Below are 16465 nucleotides of genomic sequence, written 5' to 3'. Positions count from 1 at the left end.
CATGCAGACACGGGACATGGCCGCCTGGCAGGTGGTCGCACGCGCGCAGGGCGCGCTGGATATCGGCGCGGCAATCGAATTTGTCTCCGATCCGGGATTTGGCGGCATCGCGCTTTTTGCCGGCCGCGTACGTGATCTCAATCTGGGCCGGCAGGTCAGCGGCATCAGCTATGACCTGCACCAGGCGCTGGTGATGAGGGGGTTCGAGCAGCAGATCGCGCAGGTGCAGGCCGAGTTCGGGCCGCGCCTGAAGCTCTACGTCGCCCATGCGTCGGGGCGGCTGCAGGTCGGCGATCTGGCCATGTTGGTGGCGGCGGGAACGCCGCATCGCGATGCGGCCTTCCGTGCCTGCCGCCGTCTGGTCGAGGCGGTCAAACACCGCAGTCCGATCTGGAAACAGGAGCACTATCTGGATGGAAGCAGCGAATGGAGCGAAGGCTGTTCGCTGTGTGAAGCCCCGCACGCGGCGGACGCCGCGGCCGACCCGGCAGCGCATGACCATGGCCGCGCCTGCAGCTCCGCCTGAGCCGGCCTGGACCGGGCTGGTGCTGGCCGGCGGGCGCTCCTCGCGCATGGGCCGCGACAAGGCCATGCTGCCCTGGCGTGGCCGGCCATTGCTCCAGCACATGATCGAACTGCTTGCCGAAGCCGGTGCGACAACGGTTCTCGTCAGTGGCGACTATCCAGCATATGCGGGCATTGCCGATACGCTGCCCGGCCGGGGTCCGCTGGCGGGACTGTCCAGTGCCGCAGCGCAACTGGACGATGGCCCGTTGCTGGTGGTGCCGGTGGATATGCCATGTCTTTCACCGTCGCTGCTGCGCAGGTTGATCAGCGCGCCGGCCGCGCCCGGGGTCTGTTTCGAGGGACAGGTGCTGCCGCTGCGGCTGCAGCTGGACGCCCGCAGCCGCGCCTGTCTGGCGCAGTTGCTGTCCTGCGGCGCTGCGCAACGTTCGCTGCGCGCGCTGCAATCCACCCTGGGGTTCCACTCGCTCCCGGCCCCGGCGCAGCTGCTGCCCGGGCTGCGCAACTGCAATACCCCCGGACAATGGCAGGAGCTTGCCGTATGAAATTGCAGCTGCAGGGCCAACGCGTGCGTTTCCGCCTGGAGGAGGCCGAGTTCTCGGCGCTGCGGGGCGGACAGACGGTCAGCAACCACACCTGTGCCGGTGCTGTCGATTTCCACCAGAGCCTGCGCCTGGAGGAGGTGGCGCAGCCCGGGCTTGATGCCAGCGCCGGACATTGGCAGTTGACGCTGCCCCGAGCGGCGGTCGAAGCCTACGCCGGCCAGCTGCCGTGCCGGCAAGGCCTGGAATTTGCATTGCGGCAAAAAAGCGGGGAGCTGCTGCAGGTCGTGTTCGAGGTGGATGTGCGCGACAGCGTGCGCACCCGCGGGGCCGGGCGGCGCCTGCCGGCGGATGCGCCATGAGGCGGCCGCCACCGTTTTGATATTTGTCATGTGTGCGGAATGTTGGGTGTCTGGATTGATCTGGATCAAACCGTTTGCGGATGCACGCGGGCCAAATAGCCCAGGTGACGGGGGTGCAGCAGCGTTGTAGCCCCGCGCCATGTCCCTCCAAGGAGCAGCGCATGACCGTCGGTACCGGAAGGATTGAACGCGCAGGCGCCGGACCGATGTCGGTCATCCGCGACTGGCGTCCGGAAGATCCGGCGTACTGGCAGCAGACCGGCCAGTCTGTGGCCAGGCGCAACCTGTTGATCTCGGTCCCCGCGCTGCTGCTGGCATTCTCGGTATGGATGCTGTTTTCAGCCGTGGCGATCAATCTCCCGCAGATCGGCTTCAACTTCAGCACCGACCAGCTGTTCTGGCTGATCGCCTTGCCCAGTCTTTCCGGCGCCACGCTGCGGGTGTTCTATTCGTTCGTGGTTCCGCTGGTCGGCGGCCGCCGCTGGACCGCGATCTCCACCGCCTCGCTGCTGTTGCCCACGCTGTGGCTGGGCATGGCGGTGCAGAACCCGGGCACCCCGTACTGGGTGTTCGTGGCGATCGCCATGCTGTGTGGTCTGGGCGGGGCGAATTTCTCCTCGTCCATGTCCAACATCTCCTTCTTCTACCCGAAGACCAGGCAGGGTTTCGCACTGGGGCTCAACGCCGGGCTGGGCAACCTCGGCGTGTCGGTGGCGCAGGCGACGATTCCATTTGCGATCACCGCCGGGATGCTCGGCGCGATCGCCGGCGGCCCGCAAACCACCACCGCCGGCGGCACGCTGTATTTGCAGAACGCCGGCTTCATCTGGGTGCCGGCGCTGGCGTTGATGGCCATCGTGGCCTGGTTCGGCATGAACGACCTGACCAGTGCCCGCTCGTCCTTCGGCGAGCAGGCGGTGATCTTCCGGCGCAAGCACAACTGGCTGATGTGCTGGCTGTACGTGGGCACCTTCGGTTCCTACATCGGCTTCTCCGCCGGTTTCCCGATGCTGGTCAAGAGCCAGTTCCCCGGCGTCAACCCGATGACCTACGCCTTCATCGGCCCGCTGCTGGGGGCGTTGATGCGCTCGGCCGGTGGCACCCTGGCCGACAAGGCCGGTGGCGCGTTGCTGACGTTCTGGGTGTTCGTGCTGATGATCGTGGCGGTGATCGCGGTGCTGTACTTCCTGCCGGCACACGGCGATCCCGGCAACTTCTACGGTTTCCTGGCCGCGTTTCTGGCGCTGTTCGTGCTGAGCGGCATCGGCAACGGCAGCACCTTCCGCATGATCCCGGTGATCTTCCGCACGCTGCACGAACGGCTTTCGGCCCACCAGCCGGAAGCGCAGAAAAGCGATTCGATGCGCCAGGCCGGTATCGAGTCCGCCGCCGTGGTCGGCTTCTCCGGGGCGATCGGCGCCTATGGCGGGTTCTTCATTCCCAAAAGCTACGGCACGGCGATAACGCTGACCGGCAGCCCGCACCTGGCGCTCTACGGTTTCATCGGGTTCTACGTCAGCTGCCTGGCGCTGACGTGGTGGTTCTACTACCGCCGCGGCGCCGAAACGCCGTGTTGATGCACAGGCAAGCCGCTTCATTCCTGCACCTGCCCCTGGCCAAGACGTACGCGACAGCGATGGGAGATCCACCATGAGCTATTTCCTCGACCGGCTGCAGTTCTTCAAGCGCGAGCCGGAAACGTTTTCCGATGGTCACGGTGTCACCCGCAGCGAGAACCGCGACTGGGAGGACGGCTATCGCGCGCGCTGGCAGTACGACAAGATCGTGCGCTCCACGCATGGCGTGAACTGCACCGGCTCATGCAGCTGGAAGATCTACGTCAAGAACGGGCTGGTCACCTGGGAAACCCAGCAGACCGACTATCCACGCACGCGGCCGGACCTGCCCAACCACGAACCGCGCGGCTGCCCGCGGGGCGCCAGTTATTCCTGGTATCTGTACAGCGCCAACCGGCTGAAGTACCCGCTGGTGCGCGGCGCGCTGTTGCGCCTGTGGCGCGAGGCGCGCAAGACGCTGGACCCGGTGGATGCATGGGCCAGCATCGTCAACGATCCGGTAAAGGCCACAAGCTACAAGACCCAGCGCGGCATGGGCGGTTTTGCGCGTGTGGGCTGGGACGAGGCCAACGAGATCATCGCCGCATCCAACCTGCACACGGTCAAGCAGCATGGCCCTGACCGCGTCGTCGGCTTCTCGCCGATTCCGGCCATGTCGATGGTGTCCTACGCCTCCGGTGCGCGCTATCTGTCGCTGCTCGGTGGCGTGTGCCTGTCGTTCTACGACTGGTATTGCGATCTGCCGCCGGCCTCGCCGCAGGTGTGGGGCGAACAGACCGATGTGCCCGAATCGGCCGACTGGTACAACAGCCGCTACATCATCGCCTGGGGCTCCAACGTGCCGCAGACGCGCACGCCTGATGCGCACTTTTTCACCGAGGCGCGCTACAACGGCACCAAGACCGTGGCGATCACGCCGGACTATGCCGAAGTGGCCAAGCTCACCGACCACTGGCTGCATCCCAAGCAGGGCACCGACGCCGCACTGGCGTTCGCCTTCGGCCATGTGATCCTGAAGGAATTCCACGTCGACCGGCCGGCCGGCTACTTCCTGGAGTATTGCCGCAAGTACACCGACATGCCGCTGCTGGTGCGGCTGGAACGGCGTGCCGACGGCCGCCTGGTGCCGGAGCGCTTCCTGCGCGCCAGCGATCTGGGCGGGCTGGGCGAGAGCAACAACCCCGAATGGAAGACCCTGGCCTGGGACGAGAACAGCGGCGAGGTCACGGTGCCCAACGGTTCGATCGGCTTCCGCTGGGGCGAGAAGGGCAAATGGAACATCGAGGAGAAGGACGGCGCCGGGCGTGAAACACGCTTGCGGCTTTCGCTCAAGGATGCCCACGACAGCATCGAGGCGGTCAGCTTCCCCTACTTTGGCGGCATCGAACATGACCGCTGGACCGCGTCGCGTTTCGACGAGATCCTCGAGCGCAACATCCCGGTGCGGCGCCTGCAGCTGGAAGACGGCAAGCAGTGGGAAGTGGCCACCGTGTACGACCTGTTGCTGGCGCAGTACGGCGTGGACCGCGGCTTTGGCGGCGGCAATGTCGCCGGCAGCTTCGACGATGACCTGCCGGGTACCCCGGCGTGGCAGGAAAAAATCACCGGCGTGCCGCGCGCCGACGTGATCGAGATTGCCCGCGAGTTCGCCAACACCGCGGTCAAGACCCGCGGCCGCAGCATGATCATTGTCGGTGCCGGCATGAACCACTGGTTCCACAACGACATGAACTACCGTGGCCTGATCAACATGCTGATGATGTGCGGCTGCATCGGCCAGACCGGCGGCGGCTGGGCGCATTACGTGGGCCAGGAAAAGCTGCGTCCGCAGACCGGCTGGCAGCCGCTGGCGTTCGCGCTGGACTGGAGCAAGCCGCCGCGCCAGATGAACGGCACCTCGTTCTTCTACTTCAACTCGGACCAGTGGCGTTACGAAAAGCTGCAGATGAAGGAGATCCTGTCGCCGCTGGCCGATCCGGCCAGATACGGCGGCAGCCAGGCGGACTTCAACCTGCGCGCGATCCGCATGGGCTGGCTGCCGAGCGCACCGCAGCTGGACCGCAACCCGCTGGGCATCGTCGGGCAGGCCGAGGCCGCCGGGGTCACGCCGGCCGACTACGTCGTGCAGCAGATGCGGCAGGGCACGCTGGATTTCGCCTATGCCGATCCGGACGCACCGCAGAATTTCCCGCGGGTGCTGTTCATCTGGCGCTCGAACCTGCTCGGTTCCTCGGGCAAGGGCCACGAGTACATGCTGCGCCACCTGCTGGGCACGCGACACGGCATCCAGGGCAAGGATCTGGGCGAGGCCGGCGCGGTCAAGCCGGAAAGTGTCACCTGGCGTGACGAAGCACCGGAGGGCAAGCTCGACCTGCTGGTCACGCTCGACTTCCGCATGTGCACCACCGCGCTGTACTCCGACGTGGTGCTGCCGACTGCGACCTGGTACGAGAAGAACGACCTCAACACCTCGGACATGCATCCGTTCATCCATCCGCTGTCCAAGGCGGTGGACCCGGCCTGGGAATCGCGCAGTGACTGGGACATCTTCAAGGGCGTGGCGCGCACCGTGAGCGGGATGGCGCCGGGCGTGCTCGGTGTCGAAAGGGATGTGGTGCTGACCCCGGTGCTGCATGACACCCCCGGCGAGCTGGCGATGCCGATGGGGGTGCAGGACTGGACCCGCGGCGAGTGCGATCCGGTCCCGGGCAAGACCATGCCCGCGATTACCGTGGTCGAACGCGACTATCCGAACCTGTACAAGAAGTTCACCTCGCTCGGGCCGCTGCTGGACCAGCAGGGCAACGGCGGCAAGGGCATGAGCTGGGATACAAAGGACGAGGTCAAGTTCCTGGGCGAGCTCAACCATCGCGTGCTGGAGCAGGGCATCAGCGCGGGCCGGCCGAATATCGACAGTGCCATCGACGCCTGCGAGGTGATCCTGCATCTGGCACCGGAAACCAACGGCCACGTCGCGGTCAAGGCGTGGGAGTCGCTGGGCACCTTCACCGGCCGTGACCATACCCACCTGGCGGTGGGGAAGGAGCACGAGGCGATCCGCTTCCGTGACATCCAGGCGCAGCCACGCAAGATCATCTCCTCGCCGATCTGGTCCGGGCTGGAAGACGAGCACGTCAGCTACAACGCCTGCTACACCAACGTGCACGAACTGATTCCGTGGCGCACGTTGACCGGTCGCCAGCAGTTCTACCAGGACCACGAGTGGATGATCGCCTTCGGCGAAGGTTTCATGAGCTACCGGCCTCCGGTGGATACCAAGACCGTCGAGCCGCTGCACAACACGCGCAGCAACGGCAACAAGGAGATCCTGCTCAACTGGATCACCCCGCACCAGAAGTGGGGCATCCACAGCACCTACAGCGACAACCTGATCATGCAGACGCTGGCGCGCGGCGGTCCCATCGTTTGGCTGAGCGAGACCGATGCGCGCGAAGCGGGCATCGAGGACAACGACTGGATCGAACTGTTCAACGTCAATGGCGCGATCGCCGCACGTGCGGTGGTCAGCCAGCGGGTGATGGCGGGCATGGCGATGATGTATCACGCCCAGGAACGCATCCTCAACATCCCCGGTTCGGAAATCACCGGTACCCGCGGCGGTATCCACAACTCGGTCACCCGCATCGTGCTCAAGCCCACCCACATGATCGGGGGCTACGCGCAGCTGTCGTACGGTTTCAACTATTACGGCACTTGCGGCACCAATCGCGACGAATTCGTGGTGGTCCGCAAGATGGGCAGGATCGACTGGCTGGATGATGAACAGGGAAGTCCGGACGCCGCGGGCGCAGGACGCGCAGCAGCGGCGGGCGATGGTGTCCCGGCCGCCGCCAAGGAGGTGGTGTGATGAAGGTGCGTGCGCAGATTGCGATGGTGCTGAACCTGGACAAGTGCATCGGGTGCCATACCTGCTCGATCACCTGCAAGAACGTGTGGACCTCGCGCGAAGGTGTGGAGTACGCCTGGTTCAACAACGTGGAGACCAAACCCGGCATCGGCTATCCCAAGGAATGGGAGAACCAGGACAAGTGGAACGGCGGCTGGGTGCGCACCCGCGCCGGCAAGCTGGTGCCGCGCGCCGGCGGCCGCTGGCGGATGCTGGCCAAGATCTTCGCCAATCCGGACCTGCCGCAGATCGACGACTACTACGAGCCGTTCGATTTCGACTACCAGCACCTGCACACGGCGCCGGAGCTCAAGCACCAGCCCACCGCGCGGCCACGTTCGCTGATCAGCGGCCAGCGCATGCAGAAGATCGAATGGGGCCCGAACTGGGAAGAAATCCTCGGCACCGAATTCGCCAAGCGGTCCAAGGACCGCAACTTCGACAACGTGCAGAAGGAGATCTACGGCGAGTTCGAGAAGACCTTCATGATGTATCTGCCGCGCCTGTGCGAGCACTGCCTGAATCCGGCGTGCGTGTCGGCGTGTCCGTCCGGCGCGATCTACAAGCGCGAGGAAGACGGCATCGTGCTGATCGACCAGGACAAGTGCCGCGGCTGGCGCATGTGCGTGTCGGCCTGCCCGTACAAGAAGATCTACTACAACTGGAAAAGCGGCAAATCCGAGAAGTGCATCTTCTGCTACCCGCGCATCGAGATGGGCGAGCCGACGGTGTGTTCGGAAACCTGCGTCGGCCGCATCCGCTACCTCGGCGTGATGCTGTACGACGCCGACCGGATTGAAGCGGCGGCCTCGGCACCGGCGGAAAAGGACCTGTACCAGGCCCACCTGGACATCTTCCTGGACCCGTTCGATCCGGACGTGATCGCGGCCGCGCGCAAGGAAGGCATCCCCGACAACTGGCTGGACGCGGCCAGGGCCTCGCCGGTGTACAAGATGGCGATCGAATGGAAACTGGCGCTGCCGCTGCATCCGGAATACCGGACGCTGCCGATGGTGTGGTACGTGCCACCGCTGTCGCCGATCCAGTCCGCGGCCGAGCGCGGCCGGGTGGGCATGAACGGCGAACTGCCGGACGTGGCCTCGCTGCGCATCCCGGTGCGCTACCTGGCCAATCTGCTCACCGCTGGCGACGAGAAGCCGATCATCCTCGCCCTGGAGCGGTTGATGGCCATGCGGGCGTGGCGCCGCGCGCTCAATGTCGACGGGGTGGAGGACCACGCCGTGCTGCGCCAGGCCGGCCTCACCGCCGCCCAGGCCGAGGAGATGTACCGCTACCTGGCCATCGCCAATTACGAGGACCGCTTCGTGATTCCCACCGCCCATCGCGAATACGCCAATGATGCGTTCGGTGAGCGCGGCGGCTGCGGCTTCACCTTCGGCGACGGCTGCAACGGCGGCAGCCCGGCCGACCTGTTCGGCCAGCGCAAGACCACCACGTTCTCGGTGCGCCCGGCGCGCAAGCCGGAGGTGGTGAAATGAGCCTGCTCAAGCTGGTGGGCGTGCTGCTGGACTACCCGCGCGATGAACTGTGGCAGCACCGCGAGGAGCTGCTGGCCGCCGCCGCCGATCCGGCATTGCCCCGGCACCGTCGCGCCGATCTGGTGCGGTTCGTGGGCGAGCTGCTGGACAGCGATCCGCTGCAGGCGCAGGAAGCGTGGCTGTCGCTGTTCGACCGCGGCCGTTCGATGAGCCTGCTGCTGTTCGAGCACATCCACGGTGAATCGCGTGACCGTGGCCAGGCCATGGTCGACCTGATCGAGGCCTATCGCAAAAACGGCTTCCAGCTGGATGCGCGCGAGCTGCCGGACTACCTGCCGCTGGTGCTGGAATACCTGCAGCAGCGGCCAGTGGAAGAGGCGCGTGACTGGCTGCATCACGTCGGCCATATCGTCGCGCTGCTGGCGGCCCGTGCCGAGCAGCGGCGCAGCCCGCATGCGCTGCTGTTCCAGCTGCTGCTCGAATACACCGATGGCAAGTTCAACCTGGAGGTGATGCGCCAGCGTGCCGCGCAGGAGCCGCGCGATGACACGCCCGAAGTGATGGACAAGGTGTGGGAAGAGGAAGCCATCCGCTTCGGCGCCGAAGCCCCCGATGAGAACTGCGCGCCGCCCACCCGTTCCCCCGCACGCCCCGCCGCAGCCAGACAGGTGCAGCCATGAACCCTTACCTCCACCAGTTCGCCTTCCAGATCTATCCCTACATCGCCCTGGCGGTGTTCTTCATCGGCAGCTGGGCGCGCTTCGACAAGTCGATGTACACCTGGCGCACCGGCTCCAGCCAGCTGCTGTCCGATCGCGGCATGCGCATTGGCAGCAACTGCTTCCATGTCGGCATCCTGGCCATTCTCGGCGGCCACCTGGTCGGCCTGCTGACCCCGCACCGGCTGTATGAGCCCTTCATCACCGCCCCGCAGAAGCAGGTGCTGGCGATGGGAGTGGGCGGCATTTTCGGCCTGCTGTGCCTGGTCGGCATTGTCATCCTGACGGTGCGCCGGCTGTTCAATCCGCGGGTGCGGGCCACCGGCACGCGGGGCGATACGCTGATTCTTTTGCTGCTGCTGGCGCAGCTGCTGCTGGGCATGGTCAGCATCTTCTATTCGGCCGGACACATGGATGGCGGGGTGATGATCATGCTCGGCGAATGGGCGCAGCATATCGTCACCTTCCGCTGGGGTGCGGCCGACTACATCACCGATGTGGCATGGGTCTACAAGCTGCACATCTTCCTGGGCATGACCCTGTTCCTGGTGGCGCCGTTCACCCGTCTGGTGCATGTGTGGAGCATTCCGGTCAGCTACCTGTGGCGGCCCTACCAGGTGGTCCGTCGCCGCCAGGCCACGCTGGACTATGGCAACAAGGAGCGGTGATGAACCTGGCAAAGCCGCCGGCACGGACGTTGCCGATCACCATCATCGACTCGCAGCAACCGGTGGCGCAGGAGGCGCGCGCGCATCACCACGCTCACGCCGGGGAAGGCCCGCGCTCGCTCGGACAGCCGGCACCGTGCCTGCTGTTCGTGGGTGATACCGCGATCAGCGAGGCCGACATCGCCCGGGAGATGCAGTTCCACCGCGCCATGCGCCCGGAGCAGTCGCGTGCCGATGCCGCCCGGGCATTGGTGGTGCGCGAACTGCTGCGACGGGAGATCGGGCAGCTGGATCTGGCCAACGAGGCGCAGCCGGTAGGCGGCGAATCGGCCGAGGAGGCGCAGATCCGGGTGTTGCTGGAGCGCGCGATCGATGCACGGCTGCCGGACGAGGAAGACTGCCGGCGCTATTTCGAGCAGAACCGCGAACGCTTCCGCTCACCGGATCGCATGCGCGTGCGCCACATCCTGCTGGGCGCGGCCGCCGATGACATCAACGGCCGCTTCACCGCCCGCAGTGAAGGCGAGCGCCTGATCGCCGGGCTGAAGGAGAACCCGGTGCTGTTCGCCGACTTCGCCTTGCGCTTCTCCGACTGTCCGTCCAGAACCGGCGGCGGCGACCTTGGCTGGTTGCAGCGCGGCCAGACCACGCCTGAATTCGACCGCCAGCTGTTCCGGCTGAGCGCCGGGCTGACGGCGTTCCCGGTCGAGTCGCGCTGGGGCTACCACGTGGTCTGGGTCGACGCGGTGCAGACCGGCCAGCCGCAGCAGTTCGAACAGGTGCGGCAGCAGCTTTCCGACTATCTGGAACTGCAGTCGCGGCAGCGGGATCTGCAGCGTTATCTGTTGCAGTTGCAGGACCGCTACGGGGTCCGGGGGCTGGCCGAGATCGAGGCCGCCGCCGACTGAGCATGTCTGCCACCTGCAAAACGTTTCAGCGGATGCGTCGCCACGGAAGGGAGGGTGGCATCCGCACAGAGGATCCCTCCACGCGTTGCGATCAGCACCGGGCCTTGTCCCCACAACCGGAACCACCATCATGTCCGATCCAGCCCAGGTGACGGGCGGCCAGCAGCAACGGGCGCTGTGGCTCAGCACGTTCGCCTTCACCACCTGTTTTGCGGTGTGGATGATTTTTTCGATCATCGGCATCCAGATCAAGCAGCAGCTTTCGCTCAACGACACCGAGTTCGGTCTGCTGATCGCCACCCCGGTGCTCAGCGGTTCGCTGCTGCGGATCTTCCTCGGCGTCTGGGCCGACCAGGTCGGCGGCCGCAGGATGATGACCTTGGTGATGCTGTGTGGCGCCATCGCCACCTGGATGCTGACCTATGCCCACAGCTATGTGCAGTTCCTGCTTGCGGCGCTGTTTGTCGGTATCGCCGGCAGCTCGTTCTCGGTCGGCGTGGCCTATGTGTCCAAGTGGTTTCCGGCGTCGCGGCAGGGCACGGCGCTGGGCATCTTCGGCGCCGGCAACATCGGCGCGGCGGTGACCAAACTGCTGGCACCGATGGTGATGGTGGCGGCCGGCTGGATGATGGTTGCCAAGCTATGGGCGGTCGGCCTTGCTGTGGTCGCCATCCTCTATTACCTGTTCACCCAGGAGGATCCGTCACTGGCCGAGCGGCGCCGCACCGGGGTCAAGCCGATGCCGTTCCGCGCGCAAATGGCGCCGCTGAAAAACCTGCAGGTGTGGCGTTTCTCGCTGTACTACTTCTTCGTGTTCGGCGGCTTCGTCGCGCTGGCGCTGTGGCTGCCGCGCTATCTGATCGGTGCCTACGGCCTGGACGTGGCCACCGCCGGCCTGCTGGCGGCGTGCTATTCGATCCCGGCCAGCCTGTTCCGGGTGGTGGGGGGCTGGATGTCCGACAGACTGGGCGCGCGCAAGGTCATGTACTGGACCTTCGGTGTCTCGGTGGTCTGCACTTTCCTGCTGGCCTATCCCGATACCCGCTACATCGTGAAGGGCATCGAAGGCGACATCGCCTTCCATCTGGCGATCGGCCTGCTGCCTTTCACCGTGCTGGTGTTCGTGCTGGGTTTCTTCATGTCGCTGGGCAAGGCCGCCGTGTACAAGCACATCCCGGTGTACTACCCGCAGTACGTGGGCGCGGTCGGCGGTGTGGTCGGCATGATCGGCGGCCTGGGCGGGTTTGTGTTGCCGATCGCCTTCGGCGCGCTCAACGATCTGACCGGGGTATGGACCAGCTGTTTCATGCTGCTGTTCGTGGTGGTGGCCAGCGCGCTGGTGTGGATGCATTTCGCCATCCGCAGGGCCGAACGTCGCAGCTTCCCGCAGCTGGACCAGCAGACGGATCTGCCCGAGGCCATCGACGCCGCGGCGGCCTACCGCTGCCAGCTGCGGAAACAGCCGGTCTGAGCCTGCGCCTGCCCACCGCCATCCCCCGGAGACAGGGTTCAAGCATGGATACCACGCCCAGGATTTCGCGTCCGCCGGTTGTGCCCGGTGGCCTTGCAGCGGCTGGCGGATGGGCGCTGCATCCGCAGCCGCAGCAGTACATGGCCGGTTTCGGCGATGCCGCCTTCCGCCGCGCGGCCACGATCAGCAACGGCCACCTGATTCCGCGTTCGCTCACGCTGTCATTCGCCACGCCCGGGACCGCCGTGGTGGCGGGGGTTGCAGCCGACGCCTATCTGCACGCGCTGATGCTGGCGTTGCGGCGGACCACCGAGCTGTTCGATGAGGACCGTGAAGTGATGCATGTGGTGCTGGCGCAGGGACTGGCCGAATACCTCGGGCTGCGCAACCTGGGCGACCTGCTCGATGCGGTGCCGCGCTATCTGCGCACCACGGCGTTGCCGGAGGTTGCGGTCACCATCACCCCCGGCAGCCCGCTGGTGCCGGCGCAGCTGGTCGCGGCTGGTTGCAGCCGCTGCATCCTGGTCGACGACAGGGGCGGCGCCGAGCCGGAATTTGGGAGCGCCTGGGCGGACGCCGGATTCCAGTTGACCGAGTACCGGCTGGACGTGGGCCTGTCCTGCGCGGATCGACCGGCGCTGGCACGGATCGAACGGGCACTGGCGTGGCAACCGGACCAGCTGCGGCTGCCGTGGCCGGGGCCGGAGCCGGACGGTACCGCGCCAGCAGTGGCGGGGGGATGCGCGGTTGCGGCCACGCTGGAGCGGCACGGCTACGTGGCCGGCGGCGCCGATACGTATGTCAGGCACGCCGCGGTGCCGTTGCGAGCGGTGCCACCGGGAGCCCGCTATTGCGACCTCCACGGTCTGCTCCGCGCCGAGCGCACCGACCTGGTGGGTGTGGGCCCGGGTGCGGCCAGCCAGGTGGGGGACGTCTACTGCCAGTTCGGCGGGGACTACCCGCGTTGGCACGCAGCGCTTGAACGCGGGCATCTGCATGTCGCGCGCGGATTGATCCTGTCGGCGTGGGAAAGCATGGTCGCCGAAACCCTGCAGTCGCTGGCCTGCGACTACGCGCTGGATACCGTGGCAATGGAATCCCGGCACGGGTCGTTGTTCCTGCAGCTGAGGCACGCCGCGAGGCTCCGTCTGCAGCGCGTGCTGGATGACGGCCTGGCGGTGTGGGAGCGGAAAACTCTGCGGCTGACCCCGCGCGGAAAACCGTTGTGGCGCGGGGTGGCCGATTGCTTCGGTTCTCCGGATGTCGCTGCGCCTGGCCTGGAAATGTAATCTGGTGCGGTCTTCATTACGCCCAAGGACAGCCCGATGAGCGCTGCCCCGCTCGACAGCCGTGGATCGCCGGTGGTGCCGCTCAATCCCGCTGCGGCCGATGACGGCACCCCGCTCCGGTTCTGCCGGACCTGTGCGTTCTCCGAGGCCTGCCTCACCCAGGGCTATGACAAGGCGGCCTTGTCCGAGCTGCACATCCTGGTCGACCATGTGGGCCCCTACCATGCAGGCGATCCGGTGTTCAGCACCGGCGAGGAATTCAACGCGATTGCCGCGGTACGCGCCGGCATGGTCAAGACGTTCGTGATCGACAGCAGCGGCAATGAACAGGTACTGGGTTTCAGCCTGCCGGGCGAGCTCATCGGCCTCAATGCCATCCACACCTCGCGCTATCCGTGCAATGCGGTCGCGCTGGACACGGTGCACCTGTGCCGGTTCTCGTTTCCGCGGATGAGCCTGCTGGCATGCCGGATGCCGGGATTGCAGGACAAACTGTTCAGCCTGCTCAGTGCGGAGATCGGCAAGGCCGGGCTGCTGGCGACCAACTGCCGTACCGAAGCGCGGATGGCCGCGTTCCTGCTGGATCTGTCCGAGCGCTATGCGCAGCGGGGTTTTTCCGCGACCCAGTTCAACCTCGCCATGAGCCGGGCCGACATCGCCAATTACCTGAGGATGGCGCCGGAGACGGTGAGCCGGGTGCTGAAACGGTTGTCCGATGAAGGCGTGATTGCAGTGAAGCAGCGTGCGGTGGCAGTGCTGGATCCGGAGCGCTTGGCCGGTTTCGCAGCGATGGCCGGCAATGATTGAGCCGCGCGCCCGTCGCGCGGCATTGCGCGACACCCCCTGGGGAAACCGGACATGGGCATGAATCCCTGCGCCACACTGCGGATCATCGGACTGCTGCTTTTTTCCGCCGCGGCGCAGGCCGGCGAGCTGACAGTTTCGGCGGCCGCCAGTCTCGGCACCGCCTTTACCGATATCGCCCGCGCCTATGAACAGCAGTACCCGGGAACCCGGGTCCATCTGAATACCGCCGCGTCCGGCGCGCTGATGCAGCAGATCGTCCATGGCGCACCGGTGGATGTGCTGGCTACCGCCGATGAATTCACCATGGACCAGGCCAGTGAACGCGGGCTGGTCATCGCCGCCGACCGCCATGTGTTCATTGCCAACACGCTGGTGGTGGTGGTGCCCAAGGCCGTGGTGCAGAGGCCCGCCGGGCTGGCGCAGCTGGCATTGCCGCGGATACGCACAATCGCACTGGGCAATCCGGACTCGGTGCCGGCCGGCCGCTATGCGCGTGGCGCGCTGGAGGCGGCCGGGCTGTGGAGCGTGCTGGCGGACAAGCTGATCACCACCCAGAACGTGCGCCAGGCGCTGGATTACGTGGCGCGCGGCGAGGTGGATGCCGGCTTCGTCTATGGCAGCGATGCCCGGACCCTGCGTGAGCGGGTGACGCCGGCGTTCCGGGTGCCGACCACGGTGCCGATCCACTATCCCATCGCGCCGGTGGCCAGCAGCAGGCAGCCGCAGGAAGCGCGGCGTTTCATCGCTTTTGTGCGTTCGCAGCGCAGCCGGGACATCCTGCTTGGCTACGGTTTTGTGGCGGCGGAGCGCCACGGCGATGATGGTTGAATGGACCGCGCTGCTGCTGTCGCTGAAAGTGGCCGGGTGCGCCATCGCGCTCAACCTGGTGGCGGGGGTGGGGCTGGGGGCCGTACTGGCGCGCTGGCGCTTCCCGGGCCGGGAGCTGCTGGACACCTTCTGCACCTTGCCCATGGTGCTGCCGCCGACTGTGCTGGGCTACTACCTGCTGGTGCTGATCGGCAGGAACGGGCCGCTGGGGGCGTGGCTGGAGCGGTATTTCGGCATCCATCTGGTGTTTACCTGGCAAGGCGCGGTGATCGCCGCGGCGATCGCCTCGTTTCCACTGGTATTCAAGCCGGCGCGCGCCGCGTTCGAGAATGTGGATCGGCAGCTGGAGCAGGCGGCGCGGGTGCTGGGCGTGGCCGAAGCCGGCATCTTTTTGCGGGTGAGCTTGCCACTGGCCTGGCGCGGCATCCTGCCCGGAGTGCTGCTGGGCTTCGCGCGGGCGATGGGCGAGTTCGGCGCGACGTTGATGGTGGCCGGCAGTATTCCGGGCAAGACCCAGACGCTGTCCATCGCCATCTATGAAGCGGTCCAGGCCGGCCAGGACGGCCGGGCCAACTTCCTGGTGCTGGTGACCTCGGTGATCTGCATCGTGACCCTGCTGCTGGCCGGCACCGTGGGCGCGCGCCGCATCGTGCCCGGGCAACGTCGCTGATGCTGTTCGATTTCCATATACGCAAGGTGCTGCGGGCCGCTGATGGTGAATTCAGGCTCGATGTCAGCCTGCACACCGACTGTCGCCGCGTGGTGGTGCTTGGCGATTCCGGGGCCGGCAAGAGTCTGACCTTGAAGGCGGTGGCCGGCTTGCTGCGCCCGGATTCGGGATTCATCCGCGTGGCCGGCACCTCCCTGTTCGACCGGGCCGCGGGCGTGGACCTGGCACCGCAGGCACGCGCGCTGGGTTACGTGTTCCAGGATTACGCCCTGTTCCCGCATCTGACGGTGCGCCAGAACATCGGTTTTCCATTGCACAAGGGGCTGTTCAATCCCCGCCGCGGCCGCCGCTGCGAGGCGGTGGACTACTGGTTGGACGCGTTGCAGATCGGCCATTTGGCGGAGCATTACCCGGGCCAGATATCCGGCGGCCAACGGCAGCGCACCGCGGTGGCGCGGGCACTGGTGGCCCGGCCGCGGGCCCTGCTGCTGGATGAGCCGTTTGCCGCGCTGGATCAGGGCCTGCGCCGCAGCCTGCGCCTGGAGCTGTTGAGGCTGCTGGACGTGGCGGGGATTCCGCTGTTGCTGATCACCCATGACCGCGAAGACGAGGCTGCATTTGGAGGGCAGGTGCTGCACCTGTCGCAGGGGCGCAGTGTCGACTCCGGCGCGCCGTTCGCCGCACCCTGAGCCG

General features: G+C 66.4%; 15 protein-coding genes. All 15 read left to right on the top strand.

Going from position 1 to position 16465, the window contains the following annotated elements; translation table 11 throughout:
• Position 1: 1 nt before the first annotated feature.
• Positions 2-526, top strand: coding sequence for a molybdenum cofactor biosynthesis protein MoaE (locus QZH66_RS06415; protein ID WP_305805151.1), 525 nt, complete (start codon positions 2-4; stop codon positions 524-526).
• Complete coding sequence (locus QZH66_RS06410; RefSeq protein WP_305805131.1) at positions 501-1070, top strand: molybdenum cofactor guanylyltransferase; 570 nt, start codon at positions 501-503, stop codon at positions 1068-1070. Before QZH66_RS06415 ends, QZH66_RS06410 begins: the two co-directional genes overlap by 26 nt.
• Entirely contained in the window at positions 1067-1429 is a 363-nt protein-coding gene (locus QZH66_RS06405) for a hypothetical protein (RefSeq protein WP_305805130.1), read from the top strand. Before QZH66_RS06410 ends, QZH66_RS06405 begins: the two co-directional genes overlap by 4 nt.
• A gap of 161 nt (positions 1430-1590) precedes the next feature.
• Positions 1591-3006 carry a NarK family nitrate/nitrite MFS transporter gene (locus QZH66_RS06400; protein WP_305805129.1) on the top strand — a complete coding sequence of 472 codons (1416 nt, stop codon included), beginning with the start codon at positions 1591-1593 and terminating at the stop codon, positions 3004-3006.
• Positions 3007-3079: 73 nt separating this feature from the next.
• Positions 3080-6874, top strand: coding sequence for a nitrate reductase subunit alpha (locus QZH66_RS06395; protein ID WP_305805128.1), 3795 nt, complete (start codon positions 3080-3082; stop codon positions 6872-6874).
• A complete protein-coding gene (gene narH, locus QZH66_RS06390) occupies positions 6874-8412 on the top strand; it encodes a nitrate reductase subunit beta (RefSeq protein ID WP_305805127.1) in 1539 nt (512 codons plus the stop codon). The genes QZH66_RS06395 and narH overlap by 1 nt, the downstream gene beginning before the upstream one ends.
• On the top strand, positions 8409-9092 hold the full coding sequence (gene narJ / locus QZH66_RS06385) for a nitrate reductase molybdenum cofactor assembly chaperone (RefSeq protein WP_305805126.1): 684 nt from the start codon (positions 8409-8411) through the stop codon (positions 9090-9092). The genes narH and narJ overlap by 4 nt, the downstream gene beginning before the upstream one ends.
• Positions 9089-9799: a respiratory nitrate reductase subunit gamma gene (gene narI, locus QZH66_RS06380; RefSeq protein ID WP_305805125.1), complete on the top strand. Its 711-nt coding sequence runs from the start codon at positions 9089-9091 to the stop codon at positions 9797-9799. The genes narJ and narI overlap by 4 nt, the downstream gene beginning before the upstream one ends.
• 5 nt (positions 9800-9804) lie before the next feature.
• Positions 9805-10707 (top strand): peptidylprolyl isomerase, encoded by a 903-nt coding sequence (locus tag QZH66_RS06375; RefSeq protein WP_345783836.1) that lies wholly within the window; start codon positions 9805-9807, stop codon positions 10705-10707.
• A gap of 130 nt (positions 10708-10837) precedes the next feature.
• The gene (locus QZH66_RS06370; RefSeq protein ID WP_305805123.1) at positions 10838-12178 is read left to right on the top strand and encodes a nitrate/nitrite transporter; all 1341 of its coding nucleotides are present in this window, start codon (positions 10838-10840) and stop codon (positions 12176-12178) included.
• A gap of 44 nt (positions 12179-12222) precedes the next feature.
• The gene (locus QZH66_RS06365) at positions 12223-13467 is read left to right on the top strand and encodes a coproporphyrinogen III oxidase (RefSeq protein ID WP_305805122.1); all 1245 of its coding nucleotides are present in this window, start codon (positions 12223-12225) and stop codon (positions 13465-13467) included.
• Positions 13468-13503: 36 nt separating this feature from the next.
• Positions 13504-14274 carry a helix-turn-helix domain-containing protein gene (locus QZH66_RS06360; RefSeq protein WP_305805121.1) on the top strand — a complete coding sequence of 257 codons (771 nt, stop codon included), beginning with the start codon at positions 13504-13506 and terminating at the stop codon, positions 14272-14274.
• A gap of 51 nt (positions 14275-14325) precedes the next feature.
• A complete protein-coding gene (modA, locus tag QZH66_RS06355) occupies positions 14326-15102 on the top strand; it encodes a molybdate ABC transporter substrate-binding protein (protein ID WP_305805120.1) in 777 nt (258 codons plus the stop codon).
• The gene (gene modB / locus QZH66_RS06350) at positions 15092-15772 is read left to right on the top strand and encodes a molybdate ABC transporter permease subunit (protein ID WP_305805119.1); all 681 of its coding nucleotides are present in this window, start codon (positions 15092-15094) and stop codon (positions 15770-15772) included. The genes modA and modB overlap by 11 nt, the downstream gene beginning before the upstream one ends.
• Positions 15772-16461, top strand: coding sequence for an ATP-binding cassette domain-containing protein (locus QZH66_RS06345; protein WP_305805118.1), 690 nt, complete (start codon positions 15772-15774; stop codon positions 16459-16461). The genes modB and QZH66_RS06345 overlap by 1 nt, the downstream gene beginning before the upstream one ends.
• Positions 16462-16465 lie beyond the last annotated feature (4 nt).

The organism is Stenotrophomonas sp. YIM B06876, from assembly GCF_030711595.1.
GTDB lineage: Bacteria > Pseudomonadota > Gammaproteobacteria > Xanthomonadales > Xanthomonadaceae > Stenotrophomonas.
The sequence above is the reverse complement of the archived record's forward strand: the minus strand, read 5'-3'. Positions and strand labels throughout refer to the sequence as shown.

What these genes read in the sequence shown, in the direction of transcription:
- QZH66_RS06360 (WP_305805121.1), top strand. Translation starts at nt 13,504, where the DNA reads ATGAGCGCTGCCCCGCTCGACAGCCGTGGATCGCCGGTGGTGCCGCTC.
- modB (WP_305805119.1), top strand. Translation starts at nt 15,092, where the DNA reads ATGATGGTTGAATGGACCGCGCTGCTGCTGTCGCTGAAAGTGGCCGGG.
- QZH66_RS06370 (WP_305805123.1), top strand. Translation starts at nt 10,838, where the DNA reads ATGTCCGATCCAGCCCAGGTGACGGGCGGCCAGCAGCAACGGGCGCTG.
- QZH66_RS06365 (WP_305805122.1), top strand. Translation starts at nt 12,223, where the DNA reads ATGGATACCACGCCCAGGATTTCGCGTCCGCCGGTTGTGCCCGGTGGC.
- narH (WP_305805127.1), top strand. Translation starts at nt 6,874, where the DNA reads ATGAAGGTGCGTGCGCAGATTGCGATGGTGCTGAACCTGGACAAGTGC.
- QZH66_RS06345 (WP_305805118.1), top strand. Translation starts at nt 15,772, where the DNA reads ATGCTGTTCGATTTCCATATACGCAAGGTGCTGCGGGCCGCTGATGGT.
- QZH66_RS06405 (WP_305805130.1), top strand. Translation starts at nt 1,067, where the DNA reads ATGAAATTGCAGCTGCAGGGCCAACGCGTGCGTTTCCGCCTGGAGGAG.
- narI (WP_305805125.1), top strand. Translation starts at nt 9,089, where the DNA reads ATGAACCCTTACCTCCACCAGTTCGCCTTCCAGATCTATCCCTACATC.
- QZH66_RS06410 (WP_305805131.1), top strand. Translation starts at nt 501, where the DNA reads ATGGCCGCGCCTGCAGCTCCGCCTGAGCCGGCCTGGACCGGGCTGGTG.
- modA (WP_305805120.1), top strand. Translation starts at nt 14,326, where the DNA reads ATGGGCATGAATCCCTGCGCCACACTGCGGATCATCGGACTGCTGCTT.
- QZH66_RS06400 (WP_305805129.1), top strand. Translation starts at nt 1,591, where the DNA reads ATGACCGTCGGTACCGGAAGGATTGAACGCGCAGGCGCCGGACCGATG.
- narJ (WP_305805126.1), top strand. Translation starts at nt 8,409, where the DNA reads ATGAGCCTGCTCAAGCTGGTGGGCGTGCTGCTGGACTACCCGCGCGAT.
- QZH66_RS06415 (WP_305805151.1), top strand. Translation starts at nt 2, where the DNA reads ATGCAGACACGGGACATGGCCGCCTGGCAGGTGGTCGCACGCGCGCAG.
- QZH66_RS06395 (WP_305805128.1), top strand. Translation starts at nt 3,080, where the DNA reads ATGAGCTATTTCCTCGACCGGCTGCAGTTCTTCAAGCGCGAGCCGGAA.